Source organism: Priestia sp. TRM10, from assembly GCF_057808375.1.
Window position 1 is genome coordinate 122,609 of sequence record NZ_JBJZOT010000011.1, and the last position, 16,887, is coordinate 139,495.

Here is a 16,887-nt window from a genome sequence, read left to right on the forward strand (position 1 = left end):
GAATTGTAAGGAAGTGTTGAGATGAGCATATCATCAACAGGTAAAAAAGTAAGCGTAGAAGTTGTCTCAGATATTCGTGACGGAGCACGTAAAGAAATTGTAAAAACAAATTCAAGAGGGCTTCTTTATGAAAAGGGAGACAGCATCTATATTAAATATGACGAAGAACAAGATGGCGAAGAAATTCGTACTCTTTTAAAAATTGGTAAAGTAGAAGTACTTCTGAACCGTTCTGGTGCTGTAACAATGAAGCAAACATTTAAAAAACAGCAAAAAACAGAAGGGTCTTATAAAAGTCCATACGGCATTTTTCATGTTTTAACAGAAACACATAACATTGAATATCAGCAATTCAAGACGAAAGTCCGTCTTTTTTTATCATATGATTTATATCTACAGGGAGAAAAAGCAGGAAAGTATGCGCTCACTGTGACAGTCAAGGAGGAAGAAGAGCAATGAATATAGTAGAACAAGTGCAGGAGAATTTGAAAGCAGAAGTAAAACAAGCTGTTTTAAAAGCTGGATTAGCAACTGAAGAACAACTTCCAGATGTTGTGTTAGAAACACCAAAAGACAAAACACACGGTGACTATGCAACAAATATGGCGATGCAGCTTGCTCGTGTTGCACGTAAAGCTCCTCGTGCAATTGCAGAAGATATCGTAGCAAACTTTGATAAAACAAAAGCATCTATTGAAAAATTAGAAATTGCAGGTCCAGGGTTTATTAACTTTTATATGAATAATAGCTATTTAACAGACTTAATTCCAGTTGTGATGAAAGCTGGCGATGCATATGGGGAAACAAACGTTGGCGAAGGCGAAAAAGTTCAGGTTGAATTTGTTTCAGCAAACCCAACTGGAAGTCTACATTTAGGACATGCACGTGGTGCAGCTGTTGGGGATTCTCTTTGTAATATTTTAGATAAAGCAGGTTATGAAGTTTCTCGTGAGTATTATATTAACGATGCTGGTAATCAAATTAATAATCTTGCGTCATCTGTTGAAGCTCGTTATATGCAAGCTCTTGGTCAAGAAAAAGAAATGCCTGAAGATGGTTATCATGGTCAAGACATTATTGAAATTGGAAAAAAACTTGCAGAACAAGAAGGCGATAAATACGTCAATATGGATGAACAAGAACGTTTGGCATTTTTCCGTGAATACGGCTTAAAATATGAAATGGAAAAATTAAAAACAGATTTAGAGAACTTCCGTGTACCTTTTGATGTATGGTATTCTGAAACATCTCTTTATCAAAACGGTAAAATTGATGATGCTCTAGAAACATTAAAAGAACAAGGTCATGTATATGAAGAAGAAGGAGCAACATGGTTCCGTTCGACAACATTTGGTGATGATAAAGACCGCGTACTTATTAAAAATGATGGTTCTTACACATACTTAACACCTGATATTGCATATCACCAAGATAAAATTAAACGTGGATTCAACAAACTTATCAACGTGTGGGGAGCAGACCACCACGGTTATATCCCCCGTATGAAAGCGGCTATCCAAGCATTAGGATACGATAAAGATACGCTTGAAGTTGAAATTATTCAGCTTGTACACCTTTATAAAGATGGCGAGAAAATGAAGATGAGTAAGCGTACAGGAAAAGCTGTTACAATGCGCGACCTTGTCGAAGAAGTTGGTCTTGATGCGACTCGCTATTTCTTCGCAATGCGCAGTGCTGATACTCATATGGACTTTGATTTGGATCTTGCTGTATCAAAATCAAATGACAATCCTGTTTACTATGCTCAGTATGCACATGCGCGTATTTGCAGTATGCTTCGTCAAGCGGAGGAACTGAACATCTCGTTTAATAAGGATGTAGACTTCTCTCTAATCAAAGCAGAGAAAGAAATTGATTTGCTTAAGAAAGTAGGAGAATTCCCGCAGGTTGTTGGAGAAGCAGCGTTAAAACGTATTCCACACCGCATTTCGAACTATATCTTTGATCTAGCTTCTGCACTTCACAGCTTCTACAATGCCGAGAAAGTACTAGATAAAGAAAATATTGAAACAACAAAAGCTCGTTTAGCTCTTATACAAACAGTGCGCATTACACTTCAAAATGCTCTCGCATTAATTGGTGTATCAGCTCCAGAAAAAATGTAAATAAAAAAATCTCCCTCTATGTTGTGGGAGATTTTTTTATCGCCAAACAATGCTTCCGCCGCTTGCTCGTTTTATGCCGCGTAGCTTACTTACCTCTTCTACAAATTGAAGCAGTGCTTTATCTTTGCCTTTTGCTTCAATCATGACATCAAAATCTCTATTTAACTCACGAGCTGTTTTGAAAAATGGTTTCACAAAATCGAGTGATAAATAATCACTATGACTTCTAAAACTGCTTTCGGATTTTGGAGAGGAGAGATGTACTTTGGGTTTTAAGTTCCTTTCTTTCCATGTATCAAAAATAGGTACAAGCAACTCTTCAAGTGGTGTTTCACTCAAATTTGCTTGATGATGGTGATAATCAAATAAAAGAGGGATTCCTTGGTGCTGACATATTTTTAGTGTTTCTTCTGCTGTATATGTTTTATCATCATTTTCAAGCGTCATTTTTTGTTTGATAGGAGTTGGGAGCTTTTTTAAATTTTTATGAAAACGTTCAATAGCAGAAGGTTTGTCGCCATAAGTTCCGCCAACGTGGATATTGATAAGGGACGTTTTCTCAACGCCCATTGCTTCTAAAATATTGTAATGATACTCCATATCACGAACAGCATTTTTTGTGATATGAGGTTTATCACTCGTAAAAAGCGTATATTGATTCGGATGAAAGCTAACCCGTAAATTATGTCTTTTAATAAAAGTACCAATCTCTTTTAATTTTGAACCGAAAATCTCGAGGTAGTCCCAGTTTACCTCAGGGTGTGTTGCAAGTGGAACAAGGGAAGAAGAAAGGCGATAAAGTTCAATTTCATGGCCAACATTATAGTGAAGGATGCGCCATGTTGTTTGAAGATTTTGTGCTGTTACATTTTTTAGTTGCTCAAGCCGCTGTTCTTTATCGAGTTGTTTAAAACGCGTAAATGTCATTGTTTTAGCAGGAGAACCTTCCCAAAGGTTCAAAGCATGTGACACATAGCCAAACCGAATAAACATAGTGAAACTCCTCTCATAGAAGTGGCGATACCAATTTTGAAATTTGCTCTTTTGTTTTCTGAAACAACGTTCTTTTTTGGATATCTTCTAACATTAACTCTTCTGCATCGTTTATGTCGTCACATACAATTTTTTTAACCTGCAAAATAAATGAAGGAGAGTACATATAACAGTTAATTTCCTTGTTAAGAAAAAGACTTCGTTTATCAAAATTTGCTGTTCCAATATCACACATCACATCATCAATCACGATGACTTTAGAATGATAAAAACCATAGTAATGACGAAAAACACGGCCTCCTTTTTTTAGGAGAGGCTTATAATAGGGAAAAGCAGAATCAGGAATAAGAGGGTGATCAGCTTTAAGTGGTGTGAGAATGTTTACATTTACCCCTCGATCTATTGCATCAAGAAGGGGTTGAAACAATTTTTGACTCGGAACAAAATAAGGTGTACCAATATAAATGTCTTTTTTGGCTTTCTCAATCATTGTTATAAAATCTTGTTCAAGTGTTTTACCATCTGTTGCTTTAAATTGGAAAGAACAAGGAAACGTCCCGTTGTATGAAGGCTCAGGTGGATATAGTACTTCTTCTGTTTCCCGTTTCCAATCCTCGCAAAACTGATTTTGAAGATCTGCAACTCCTTCTCCTGTTATGCGGAGGTGAAAATCTTTCCATGCCCCAAGCTTTGGATTAAAGCCTAAATACTCTTTGCCAATATTAAAACCGCCAATATAGCCAATTGAATTATCAATAACTGTGATTTTTCGATGATTCCTTGTGTTTAGTTTATAGAAAAGAAAAGGAAAAGTAGGTTTGTGCGTAAATGAAAATTTTATACCTTTTTCTCTTAAGAGTTGAATATCTTTTTTAGTAAGAGAGCTTCCAACCCAGTCAAGAAGAAGACATACCTCGACACCTTGCTGTCTTTTTTCTTTCAAAAGAGTTAGAAATTCCTGTCCAACTTCATCTGAGCGAATAATATAAAAAAGTACATGAATACTTTTTGTAGCATTTCGTACATCAGAGAAGAGTTGTTCAAAAAGATCATATCCTTCTGTATAAAAAGTAACGTCTCCATTTCGCTTCGGATAGAGGGTTTCCTTAGCTGTTTTTCTATGAAGAGCAGAACCGCAGTTAAAGTCAATAATGAGAAGAACAATCAATAAAAATATAAGACCGATAATTGTTAATGCAATCATAATCCGCCTCCTCGCTTTGTTATACCTTGCCCTTTTTTGACTAAGATTATTTCTAAATTTAAGAAAGGAAAGGGTTGACTGAATGTTCATTCAATTTATACAATAAAAGTACTATACTACAAAAAGATTCCTGATGTTTTCATGTTAAAAGGAGGGGAAAAAGTGACAATGCTCTTATGGATTAACATGTTAGCTTTTTTGTTTGTAACCGCTTACGCTGTTTTCTTGTTCTCATATCTTATTAGAACAAGGCTAGCCTACATCAGGTTAGGAAGGAAAATAGAATTTGATGGAGAAGTGAAAGAACGCTATCGTAAGGTTGTTGTAAATGTTTTTGGACAGAAGAAGCTGTTGAAAGATAGAAAGAGCGGTATTATTCACGTTCTCTTTTTTTATGGTTTTATTCTTGTGCAATTTGGAGCTCTTGATTTTATTATAAAAGGACTTTTTCCAGGATATCATTTGCCATTTGGTCCTTTCTATGGAGGGTTCACCTTTTTTCAAGAAATTGTGACGCTTCTAATTGTAGTTGCAGTTTTATGGGCTTTTCATCGTAGATATATTGAAAAGCTAGTACGTTTGAAAAGAGGGTTCAAATCAGGTCTTGTTCTTCTTTTTATTGGTGGACTCATGATCTCAGTTCTTGCAGGAAATGGAATGAGCCTTATTTGGCATAACGAACAACTAGGTTGGTCAGAGCCTGTTGCTTCTCTTATTGCAAGTTTGTTTAGCTTTCTGCCAGAAACAGGAGCCACTGTTCTTTTTTATGTCGCATGGTGGGTACATCTTTTATTGCTCCTCGCTTTTTTAGTGTATGTCCCACAATCAAAGCATGCTCATTTAATTGCAGGTCCTGCTAACGTTTATTTAAATCGTCTTACTCCTCCTGGTAAACTTGAAAAAATTGATTTTGAAGATGAAAGCAAAGAGACATTTGGAGTTGGAACAATTGAGGAGTTTACTCAAGGTCAGCTTCTTGACCTTTATGCGTGTGTAGAGTGTGGCCGATGTACAAATGTATGTCCAGCAACTGGAACAGGAAAAATGCTTTCTCCAATGGACTTAATTTTAAAGCTTCGTGATCATCTCACAAATAAAGGAGCTGCTGTAACGTCAAGAACTCCATGGGTCCCTGCGTTTGCTTTCAATAATACACACGGCAATCAGCTTGCTCTAAAAAGTAAACAGCAGGGGATTGAGGAATCAGCAGCAACTCTCAGCTATAACCCATCATTAATTGGCGATGTGATTACAGAAGAAGAGATTTGGGCCTGTACAACATGTCGAAACTGTGAAGATCAGTGCCCAGTAATGAATGAGCATGTTGATAAAATTATTGATTTACGCCGCTATCTTGTTTTAACAGAAGGAAAGATGGATGGAGACGGGAAAAGAGCGATGACAAATATCGAGCGTCAAGGTAATCCATGGGGAATTAACAGAAAAGAAAAGGAAAAGTGGCGTACGCTTCAAGATGTTAACGTTCCAACGGTGAAAGAGCTCAAAAAAGAAGGAAAAACGTTTCAATATTTACTTTGGGTAGGATCAATGGGTGCGCTTGATAACCGAAGTCAGAAAATTACCTTTTCTCTTGTGAAGCTTTTGCGTGAAGCAGGAGTAGAATTTGCAATCCTTGGTAATAAGGAAAAAAACTCTGGAGATACACCAAGAAGATTAGGAAATGAGTTTCTTTTTCAAGAACTTGTGGCAGCGAACATTCAGGAATTTGAGAAAAATGAAGTTAAGAACATTATTACAATTGATCCTCACGCATACAATACGTTTAAGAATGAATATCCTGATTTTGGGTTTAAAGGCAATGTATATCATCATACTGAAATACTCGCCTCTCTTCTTAAAGAAAAGAAACTTGTGCCAAAGTATGAAGTAAATGAAAGCATTACATTCCATGATTCTTGCTATCTTGGCCGCTACAACGAAGTATATGAACCTCCAAGAGAGATTTTAAAAGCCATTCCAGGGGTAAATCTTCTGGAAATGGAACGAAATCGAGAGAAAGGGATGTGCTGTGGAGCTGGTGGTGGCTTAATGTGGATGGAAGAGACAGCAGGGTCTCGAATTAATGTAACCCGAACAGAGCAGGCATTAGAGGTGAAACCAACTGTCATTAGTTCGGGGTGTCCTTATTGTTTAACAATGTTAAGCGATGGTACAAAAGCAAAAGAAGTAGAAGATAAAGTCGGAACATACGACGTTGCAGAGCTTCTTGAGAAGGCTGTCTTTGACTCTAGTGAGAAAGCATAAAAGGAGGGAAAATAATGAAATCAGTTATTGTTGCAGCAAAGCGCACTCCTTTTGGTAGACTTGGAGGACATTTTAGAAATTTAACAGCAAGCGATTTAGGTGGGAAGACAATCAGAGCTTTGTTAGAAGAGAAAAAAGAGGCGAAAGAGGTTGTTGATACTGTATTGCTTGGAAATGTGCTACAGGGAGGTCAAGGTCAGCTTCCATCAAGGCAGGCTTCTTTTAAAGGTGGATTAGACTGGAATGTTAAAACAGAGACAATTAATAAAGTATGCGCCTCAGGAATGAGAGCTGTAATAGAAGGGGACTTTTTAATTCGGCTTGGAGAAAGTGAAGCGGTTATTGCAGGAGGAATGGAATCTATGAGCAATGCTCCGTATTTTTTGGAGCATGCTCGCTTTGGACATAAAATGGGAAATCAAAGTTTGAAAGATCTCATGATGCATGATGGGTTAACATGTACGTTTACAGGAGCTGCAATGGGGAGTTATGGCGATACAGCAGCTGAAGAATTTCAGCTTACAAGAGAAGAACAAGATGAGTGGGCTGTAAGAAGCCATGAAAGGGCTGCTCTCTTTTATGAGAAGGGATATTCTAAGGAGGAAATTGTCCCTGTTCAGGTGAAGAATAGTAAAGGTTCTCTTTTTATAGAAGAAGATGAGTCACTGAGACGAAACACAACAGCTGAAAAACTAAAAAAATTAAGGCCAGCTTTTAATGATGGGGGGACAATAACAGCTGGGAATGCCCCAGGAGTCAATGATGGAAGCGCTTCCTTAATGATGATGAGCCAAAGAAAAGCATATGAATTAGGATATCGACCATTAGCTACAATTGTCGATTACACATCATTAGCCCTTCAACCAAAAGACTTTCCTAAAACACCAGGCTTAGCAATTCGTAAACTATTAGCCAAAACAGGTAAGAAGGTTGAAGATATTTCTCTATTTGAAATCAATGAAGCTTTTGCAGCTGTTGCTTTAATAAATATGAAAACAGAAGGCCTTCAAGCTTCAAAAGTAAATGTAAATGGTGGTGCCCTAGCATTTGGTCATCCTATTGGAGCAAGCGGAGCCCGTATTTTAGTCACGCTCATTCATGAATTACAGCGGATAGGAGGAGGATTCGGAATTGCCTCAATATGCAGCGGTGGAGGGCAAGGTGACGCACTTATGATTAAAGTTTGAAAGGAGGAAATGGAATGGAAAAGCGAAAGGCGATGGTGATTGGTGCAGGGCAGATGGGAGCGGGGATTGCTCAAGTTCTCGCTTCCGCTTCTTATAATATTGTTCTCTATGACCTTGATACACAAGCACTGCAAAAAGGGATGAGCAAAATTGAAACCTCTCTTAAAAAAGCAGTTCAGAAGGAAAAGATAAAAGAAGGTGAGATGAATGAAACGCTATCAAGAATTCAAGGCACAACAAGTCTCAGTAATGGGCATGATGCTGATATTGTAATTGAAGCAATCGTTGAAAATTTAGAAGTAAAGAAAGAAGTCTTTAAAAAACTTGATCAGATAGTAAAAAGGGAAGCTATATTAGCTTCTAATACATCTGCTCTTTCAATTACAGAACTTGGGGCTGTAACAAAAAGGCCTGAGAAAGTCATTGGCATGCATTTTATGAATCCTGTTCCTGTTATGAAGCTTGTTGAAGTAATTCGTGGACTCTCTACATCTGAGGAAACATATAAAGAGATTAATAGTATAACAGAGTCTCTAGGAAAGGTTCCTGTGCTAGTAAATGACTTTCCTGGTTTTGTATCTAACCGTATTTTAATGCCAATGATCAATGAGGCAATATACGCTTTATACGAGGGAATAGCTTCAAAAGAAGCAATTGATGAAGTGATGAAGCTTGGAATGAATCATCCAATGGGCCCTCTACAGCTTGCTGATTTTATTGGTCTTGACACATGCTTGTTCATTATGGAGGTACTGCATGAAGGATTTGGTGATGATAAATATCGACCTTGTCCACTTCTAAAGCAATACGTGAAAGGGGGGTACCTTGGTCATAAAGTAAAGCGCGGTTTTTACGAGTATGAATAAGAGGAGTGATTCTATGCTCGTTTTTACAAAAGAGCATGTCAAGATACAACAAGAGATGGAAAAGTTTGCAAGGGAAGAAGTTGCTCCTTTTGTAGAGAGGATGGAGGAAGGTGTTTTTCCAAGGCCCCTTATTGAAAAAATGAGCAAGGAAGGGTTCATGGGAATCCCCTTCAACAAAAGGTATGGAGGTCTCGGGTTGGATTTTATTTCTTATATCTTGGCCATTCATGAGATCTCTAAAAAAAATGCAGCATTAGGGGTTATTTTATCTGTTCATACATCTGTTTGTACAAATCCTATTTTAACATTCGGCACAGAAAAGCAGCGGGAACGATATGGTAAGAGATTAGCAAGTGGTGATATTTTGGGTGCCTTTGCATTAACAGAAACAGGAGCAGGATCGGATGCAGGGAGCTTAAAAACAAAAGCAGAGAAGGATGGAGATGTGTATATCCTAAACGGAGCAAAACAGTTCATTACAAATGGGGGAGAGGCAGATATTTACCTTGTTTTTGCGCGCACAAATAAAGGTATTACGGCTTTTATTGTAGATAAAGAAACGGTGGGTTTGAAGGTTGGAAAAGATGAAAAAAAGATGGGGCTGCATGGTTCACGCACAACATCTCTCTACTTTGAAAATATGAAAGTTCATAAAGACAACCGTTTGGGAGATGAAGGTGAAGGATTTAAAATTGCCATGAGTAATTTGAATATCGGAAGAATTGGAATTGCAGCCCAAGCTTTAGGAATTGCGGAAGCTTCCCTAGAAGAGGCGCTTCTTTTTATGAAAAGGGGCAAAAAAAGTCTGCTACCTTTAGCGAACATGGCTACCCGTATTGAAGGTGCGAAGCTTTTAACATATCAAGCTGCATTCTTAAAGCAAAAAAGAAAACCATGTAGGAAAGAGGCTTCAATGGCCAAGCTTTTTGCTGCTAAGACAGCAGTTTATGTTACAAGCGGTGTGCTTGATTGTTTAGCAGAATATAGAGGGCTTCCAAATCATCATGCTGAGCGTTTTTTCAGAGATGCAAAGGTTTGTGAGATTTATGAAGGAACAAGTGAGATTCAAAAGATAGTAATCAGTCGCAGTCTCTAAACTAAAGGGGGAGAAGAGATGAATTTTGAGCTATCATCAGAATATGAAATGATTAGGAAGACAGTACGTGACTTTGCGGACAAAGAAGTAGGTCCAACAGCGGAAGAACGAGACGAGCAGGAACGATTTGATCGAACAATCTTTGAAAAAATGGCCGAAATAGGTTTGACAGGGATTCCTTGGTCTGAAGAGTACGGAGGTATTGGTGGTGATTATGTAATGTACTGCATTGCTGTTGAAGAGCTTTCGCGCGTATGTGCTTCAACAGGCGTTATGCTCTCAGCTCATACTTCGCTAGCATGTTGGCCTCTTTATACATTTGGAAATGAGGAACAGAGGAGAAAGTATTTAACTCCTCTGGCAGAAGGAAAATTTCTAGGCGCATATGCTTTAACAGAATCACAGTCAGGATCAGATGCTGGAGGGATGAAAACAACTGCCCGAAAAGAAGGAAATGAATATATTCTAAATGGTTCAAAGATTTTCATTACAAATGGAGGGGAAGCGGACATATATATTGTTTTTGCAAAAACCAATAGTGATGGAAAAGGCGAAACAAGCGCTTTTATTATTGAAAAAGATATGAAAGGCTTCTCAATTGGAAAGAAGGAAAGAAAGCTCGGTATTCGTGCTTCTCCGACAACAGAGATTATCTTTGAAGATTGTCGAGTAAGTAAAGAACACCTTCTTGGAGAAGAAGGAGAAGGCTTCAAGATTGCGATGATGACATTAGATGGGGGCAGAAACGGCATTGCGGCCCAAGCTCTTGGGATTGCTCAAGGAGCCCTTGATGCAGCTGTTGCCTATGCAAAAGAGCGTCATCAGTTCAAAAAACCAATTATTGCTCAACAAGGGATTGCTTTTAAGCTAGCAGATATGGCAACAAGCGTTGAGGCGTCAAGACTCTTAACATATCAAGCAGCATGGCTAGAATCACAAGGAGAGCCTTATGCAAAAGCCTCTGCCATGTCAAAGCTTCTCGCCGGAGATACAGCTATGAAAGTGACAACAGAGGCTGTTCAAGTTTTTGGTGGCTATGGCTACACAAAGGATTACCCTGTTGAACGGTTTATGCGTGATGCGAAAATTACGCAAATTTATGAAGGAACTCAGGAAATTCAGCGGCTTGTGATTTCACGGTATTTATAAGGCAAAAAGGTGGTGAGAATGTGGGATATAAAAGAAAACACCATATACGTTTTATTACAGCTTCAAGCTTATTTGACGGCCATGATGCCTCCATTAATATTATGCGTCGCCTTCTCCAAGGAAGCGGTGTTGAGGTCATTCATCTTGGGCACAATCGTTCTGTTGATGAGATTGTTCAAGCAGCCCTCCAAGAAGATGTCCAAGGTATTGCTGTTTCTTCCTACCAAGGAGGACATATGGAATACTTTATGTATATGTATGATCTCCTACAAGAGAAGAATGCAGGTCATATTAAAATTTATGGCGGTGGTGGAGGAGTTATCCTACCAAAAGAAATTAGAATGCTTCATGAGTACGGTATTTCTCATATCTTCTCTCCTGAAGATGGGCGGAACTATGGCCTGCAGGGAATGATTGATAAAATTATTGAAGAGTGTGATGTTCCACTTGAAGCAAAAGAGGTGAGATTACCTCTAAATTCAAGCGACGACCAAGAAGTAGCTCGTCTTATTACACATGTTGAGAATGGAGGAGAGCTTTCTAAAGGGACACCTCATAACGATATTCCGGTAATTGGAATAACAGGAACAGGCGGAGCTGGGAAGAGCTCTCTTACAGATGAACTTATTCGCCGTTTTTTAATGCAGTTTCCGTCGCTTACAATTGCTGTTTTATCTATTGATCCTACAAAACAAAAAACAGGCGGGGCCTTACTCGGTGACCGAATTCGAATGAATGCCGTTAATTCCCCTCGCGTTTTTATGAGAAGTCTAGCAACAAGAAGATCGAATCATGAATTGTCTTTTGCAATTGACGATGCTGTTACCGTTGTGAAGGAAGCTGGTTATGACATTGTCATTGTTGAAACGAGCGGTATTGGGCAAGGGGATGCGTCAATTACGAACATTTGTGATCTTTCTCTATATGTTATGACAAGTGAGTTTGGAGCACCGTCGCAGCTTGAGAAGATCGAAATGATTGATTATGCAGATTTTATTGTAATCAACAAGTTTGATAAACGAGGCTCAGAAGATGCAAAACGACAAGTCCAAAAACAATATCAGCGAAACCACGCTCTATTTGATAAAGACTTTGATTCATTGCCAGTCTATGGAACGATGGCAAATCAGTTCAATGACAGTGGAACTAATATTCTATTTAATGACTTGGTTAAGAAGCTTAACAATCAATACAATGAAAAATTTGCGGACAGCGGGATAGATATTTGTCAAAAAAAAGAGCAGCATACGATTATTCCACCAAGCCGTCAGCACTATATGCGGGAAATTTCTGATACAGTTCGGAGGTATCATCAAGATAAACTTCAGCAAGCAGAATATGCTACAAACCTTTACAGACTCCAAGGAGCAGAAGAACTTACTTTTAATGAAGACGTAAAAGAGCATATGAGGGAGCTACAAGAAAAAGAAAAAGAAAAACTTTCAAAAGAATCACTTAAAATTTTAGAGACGTGGGAAGAAAAAACAGCCTCTTACAAAGGTGATACTTTTTCTACAAAAGTAAGAGGAAAAACAATCACAACAGAGCTTGTTACGACAACGTTATCGGGTCTTAAAGTACCTAAAGTTATGCTGCCTTCTTACCATGATTATGGCGATATTTTAAAATGGGTTTATAGAGAAAATACCCCTGGATTCTTTCCATTTACAGCAGGTGTTTTTCCCTTTAAGCGAAAAGGAGAAGATCCTAAAAGACAGTTCGCAGGCGAAGGGCCGCCTGAACGAACTAACCGCCGTTTTCATTATCTTTCTAAAGGGGAAAGTGCACATAGATTAAGCACTGCTTTTGATTCTGTAACACTGTATGGTGAAGATCCAAATATTCGTCCTGATATTTTCGGGAAAATAGGGGAGAGCGGGGTAAGCATCTGCACATTAGACGATATGAAAGAATTATATAAGGGATTTGATTTATGTGCCCCAACAACATCTGTATCAATGACAATCAATGGCCCTGCTCCTATCTTACTTGCGATGTTTCTCAATACTGCTATCGACCAAGCGATAGATAGGAGAGAGAAGGAGCTTTTACGCAAGCTTGAACAAGAAGAGATTGAAGAATTGAAAGCGCACACATTAAATGTTGTGAGAGGAACGGTTCAGGCTGATATTCTAAAAGAAGACCAAGGCCAAAATACATGCATTTTCTCAACAGAATTTGCTCTTCGGATGATGGGAGATATTCAGCAATATTTTATTGATGAGAAGGTCAGAAATTATTATTCTGTATCTATTTCTGGCTATCATATTGCAGAAGCAGGAGCAAATCCGATTTCTCAGCTTGCTTTTACGCTTGCTAATGGGTTTACGTATGTTGAATATTATTTGAGCAGAGGGATGAAAATTGATGAATTTGCTCCGAATCTTTCCTTTTTCTTCAGCAATGGCTTGGATGCAGAGTATACAGTGATTGGAAGGGTAGCAAGACGAATTTGGGCAATTGTAATGCGAGAGAAATACGGTGGGAACGAACGTAGTCAGAAGCTGAAATATCATGTGCAGACATCAGGTCGATCTTTGCATGCACAAGAAATTTCGTTTAATGATATTCGCACAACCCTTCAAGCGCTTATGGCTCTTCATGATAATTGTAACTCTCTTCATACAAATGCTTATGATGAGGCCATTACGACTCCAACAGAAGAATCTGTTCGACGAGCAATGGCAATTCAACTTATCGTAACAAAAGAGCATGGACTAACCAAAAATGAAAACCCGCTTCAAGGTTCTTTTATTGTGGAAGAATTAACAGATCTTGTAGAGGAAGAAGTGTTAAAAGAATTCGAAAGAATCAGCGATAGAGGTGGCGTGCTGGGAGCCATGGAAATGCAATATCAGCGTAGCAAAATTCAAGATGAATCAATGTTTTATGAAATGAAGAAACACACAGGAGAACTGCCTATCATTGGAGTGAATACGTACCAAAATCCTGAAGCCCAAAGTGAAGAAAGCATTGACAGTATGGAGCTTGCTCGCTCAACGAAAGAAGAAAAGCAAAAAAGAATTGTTGACCTGCAAAATTTCCAAGAAAAATATAGAGGAAAAGCAGAAAGGGATTTAGAAAAATTAAAAGAAGTAGCTAGAAATGGTGGTAATATTTTCACAGAGTTGATGAATACCGTAAAGACGGCTAGCCTTGGTCAAATTACTCATGCTTTGTATGAAGTAGGAGGGCAATATAGACGGAATATGTAATAGAGAGGAAAACCTTAATGAAATGAGACTTTCATAAGGTTTTCCCTTTTTTAGAAAAGAAGTTTGCTTAATGAATTTTTTGCTTATCAACACTAGCATAAATGGATAAAATTTGTTTATAATGAATGGTATGTATTTCATGTTACACGTGATAAAATAATACTTGGTGTGTTTACACAACATTGACAGGCTATAATAGTACAGTTATGAAAACTTTATAGATAAGTTTGATACATAGGAAGGGTGTGTCTATTTTGGGTCTAAACCAATATACTCAAGAAGAACTACGCGAAACGGCAATGATCGAGTTAGCGTTTGAAATTATGTCAGATAGCAAAGAACCAAAAGCATTTTCTTTTCACGATTTAGTGGAAGAAATTCAAAAAAAAGTGGGTCTTTCAGAAGCAGAAGTGCGTCAGCGTATTGCTCAATTTTATACAGATTTAAACATTGATGGTCGTTTTGTTACGCTTGGGGACAACCACTGGGGACTACGCAGCTGGTATCCTGTTGATCAGTCAGAAGAAGATCTTGTTGCAACAGTAAAAACAAAGAAAAGAAAAGCAAAAAGATATGCTAAAGACGATATTGATGAATATGAAGATGCTGATGATGACTACGAAGAGTACAATGATGTAGATAGTCTTGATGATGAAGACTATGAAGAACTAGATGAAGAAGAAGATTATGATGATATGCTTGAAGAAGAAGATTATGATCTAGATGATGAAGAACTAGATGATGAAGATTTAGAAGATGAAGAATTAGAGTATGAAGAGCTTGATGAGGATGAAAAATTATAAAGAGCCTTGACTTTTAAGAGAGAACTTTGTAGAATTCTTTTTGGGCTCTTAAAATTAAAGCAATCTTTTATAAGATATATATTGCTCCCATTACTGCATGTGCAGGATGGGAGCAATTTTGTTTTTATAGAGTTGTATATAAGATAAAGAGCAATTTTTTGATTTTTTTATATAAATTGGAAGCTCCCATTTTTGGAGGGAAGTTTTGCTAAAGTGTTGATCATTATTTTTATATGAATGATGACTTATAAGCTCGTGCAAACTTTTAAGAAGGATACATATGCCTTCTTTTTGCTTTTTCATAGAATTTTTTAAATAAGATAACCTAAATTTAGAGGGGGAAGTACAGATGACAAAATATATCTTTGTAACTGGTGGAGTAGTATCATCACTTGGAAAAGGAATTACAGCAGCCTCTCTAGGCCGTTTATTAAAAAACCGTGGGTTAAGCGTAACAATCCAAAAGTTCGATCCATACATTAACGTTGACCCAGGAACAATGAGTCCATATCAGCATGGTGAAGTGTTTGTAACTGATGATGGTGCAGAAACAGACTTAGACTTAGGTCACTATGAGCGTTTCATTGATATCAACTTGAACAAATATAGCAACGTAACAACAGGGAAAATTTATTCAACAGTATTAAGAAAAGAGCGTCGTGGAGACTATCTTGGTGGTACTGTGCAAGTTATCCCACACATCACAAATGAAATTAAAGATCGTGTATTCCGTGCTGGAAAAGAAACGAATGCAGATGTGGTTATTACAGAAATTGGAGGAACAGTAGGAGATATCGAATCTCTTCCATTCCTTGAAGCTATTCGTCAAATCAAAAGCGACATTGGTCGTGACAATGTAATGTATATTCATTGTACGCTTGTTCCATATTTAAAAGCTGCAGGAGAAATGAAGACAAAACCAACACAGCATAGTGTAAAAGAACTTCGCAGCTTAGGTATTCAACCAAACGTCATTGTTGTACGTACAGAAATGCCAATTTCTCAAGACATGAAAGATAAGATTGCTTTATTCTGCGATATCGATACAAAAGCTGTTATTGAAGCTGGAGATGCGGAAACACTTTACGAAATTCCTTTAGCACTACAAGCTCAAAACCTTGATCAGCTAACTTGTGAACATTTAAAACTTCCTTGTCGTGAAGCAGATATGACAGAGTGGAAAGGCCTTGTTAATAAAGTGAAAAACCTTTCTGGTAAAGCAACGATTGCTCTTGTTGGTAAATATGTAGAGCTACAAGATGCTTACATTTCTGTTGTTGAGTCACTTCGCCATGCAGGTTATGATTTTGATACAGATGTAAAAATCAAATGGTTAAATTCTGAAAACATTACAGAAGAAAATGCAAAAGAAGAACTTGCAAATGTTGATGGAATTATTGTACCGGGAGGATTTGGAGATCGTGGAATCGAAGGGAAGATTACAACGATCAAATATGCTCGTGAAAATAAAGTACCATTCTTTGGTATTTGTTTAGGTATGCAGCTTGCATCTGTAGAGTTTGCTCGCCACGTTTTAGGTCTTACTGATGCTCATTCAGCAGAGATTGCACCTGAGACAACAAGCCCAATTATTGACCTTCTACCAGAACAAAAAGACGTAGAAGATTTAGGTGGAACACTTCGTCTTGGTTTATATCCATGTAAACTTGTTGATGGTACGTTAGCACAGCAAGCATACAAAGATGAAGTGGTATATGAACGCCACCGCCATCGCTATGAATTCAATAATGAATTCCGTCAAGCAATGGAAGATGAAGGTTTTGTTTTCTCTGGTACAAGCCCAGACGGTCGCCTAGTGGAAATTGTAGAGTTAAAAGACCACCCTTGGTTCTTAGCTTGTCAATTCCACCCAGAGTTCACATCACGTCCAACGCGTTCACAACCTCTATTTAGAGAGTTTGTTCGTGCTTCAATTGAGTTAGGTAAAAAACAATAATATTAAAAAGCAGCTGATAATCATCA

General features: G+C 37.9%; 12 protein-coding genes. 10 read left to right on the plus strand and 2 right to left on the minus strand.

Features of this window, described 5'->3' with window-relative positions:
• Positions 1-21: 21 nt before the first annotated feature.
• On the plus strand, positions 22-459 hold the full coding sequence (locus ACK3CR_RS09000) for a YwiB family protein (RefSeq protein ID WP_243516270.1): 438 nt from the start codon (positions 22-24) through the stop codon (positions 457-459).
• Positions 456-2,126 (plus strand): arginine--tRNA ligase, encoded by a 1,671-nt coding sequence (argS, locus tag ACK3CR_RS09005; RefSeq protein ID WP_243516272.1) that lies wholly within the window; start codon positions 456-458, stop codon positions 2,124-2,126. The genes ACK3CR_RS09000 and argS overlap by 4 nt, the downstream gene beginning before the upstream one ends.
• A gap of 36 nt (positions 2,127-2,162) precedes the next feature.
• On the opposite strand, the gene uvsE is transcribed toward argS, so the two are convergent.
• Together uvsE and cls are read right to left on the minus strand one after the other, a co-directional pair.
• A complete protein-coding gene (uvsE, locus tag ACK3CR_RS09010) occupies positions 2,163-3,119 on the minus strand; it encodes a UV DNA damage repair endonuclease UvsE (protein ID WP_488975263.1) in 957 nt (318 codons plus the stop codon).
• 13 nt (positions 3,120-3,132) lie between these two features.
• Positions 3,133-4,323: a cardiolipin synthase gene (gene cls, locus ACK3CR_RS09015; RefSeq protein ID WP_243516276.1), complete on the minus strand. Its 1,191-nt coding sequence runs from the start codon at positions 4,321-4,323 to the stop codon at positions 3,133-3,135.
• Between the two features lie 162 nt (positions 4,324-4,485).
• Here cls and ACK3CR_RS09020 point away from each other — a divergent pair, with 162 nt between their 5' ends.
• From ACK3CR_RS09020 to pyrG, 8 genes are all read left to right on the plus strand, one after another.
• Complete coding sequence (locus ACK3CR_RS09020; protein WP_488975264.1) at positions 4,486-6,588, plus strand: (Fe-S)-binding protein; 2,103 nt, start codon at positions 4,486-4,488, stop codon at positions 6,586-6,588.
• An 11-nt stretch (positions 6,589-6,599) separates the two neighbouring features.
• Complete coding sequence (locus ACK3CR_RS09025) at positions 6,600-7,775, plus strand: acetyl-CoA C-acetyltransferase (protein ID WP_328123917.1); 1,176 nt, start codon at positions 6,600-6,602, stop codon at positions 7,773-7,775.
• 14 nt (positions 7,776-7,789) lie between these two features.
• Positions 7,790-8,641 carry a 3-hydroxybutyryl-CoA dehydrogenase gene (locus ACK3CR_RS09030; RefSeq protein ID WP_410914199.1) on the plus strand — a complete coding sequence of 284 codons (852 nt, stop codon included), beginning with the start codon at positions 7,790-7,792 and terminating at the stop codon, positions 8,639-8,641.
• 13 nt (positions 8,642-8,654) lie between these two features.
• Positions 8,655-9,737 carry an acyl-CoA dehydrogenase family protein gene (locus ACK3CR_RS09035; RefSeq protein WP_410914200.1) on the plus strand — a complete coding sequence of 361 codons (1,083 nt, stop codon included), beginning with the start codon at positions 8,655-8,657 and terminating at the stop codon, positions 9,735-9,737.
• 18 nt (positions 9,738-9,755) lie between these two features.
• The gene (locus ACK3CR_RS09040) at positions 9,756-10,886 is read left to right on the plus strand and encodes an acyl-CoA dehydrogenase (protein WP_488975265.1); all 1,131 of its coding nucleotides are present in this window, start codon (positions 9,756-9,758) and stop codon (positions 10,884-10,886) included.
• Positions 10,887-10,906: 20 nt separating this feature from the next.
• Positions 10,907-14,101 carry a fused isobutyryl-CoA mutase/GTPase IcmF gene (gene icmF, locus ACK3CR_RS09045; protein ID WP_410914202.1) on the plus strand — a complete coding sequence of 1,065 codons (3,195 nt, stop codon included), beginning with the start codon at positions 10,907-10,909 and terminating at the stop codon, positions 14,099-14,101.
• A gap of 245 nt (positions 14,102-14,346) precedes the next feature.
• On the plus strand, positions 14,347-14,904 hold the full coding sequence (gene rpoE, locus ACK3CR_RS09050) for a DNA-directed RNA polymerase subunit delta (RefSeq protein WP_328123913.1): 558 nt from the start codon (positions 14,347-14,349) through the stop codon (positions 14,902-14,904).
• A gap of 349 nt (positions 14,905-15,253) precedes the next feature.
• Positions 15,254-16,861 (plus strand): CTP synthase, encoded by a 1,608-nt coding sequence (gene pyrG / locus ACK3CR_RS09055; protein ID WP_243516309.1) that lies wholly within the window; start codon positions 15,254-15,256, stop codon positions 16,859-16,861.
• Positions 16,862-16,887 lie beyond the last annotated feature (26 nt).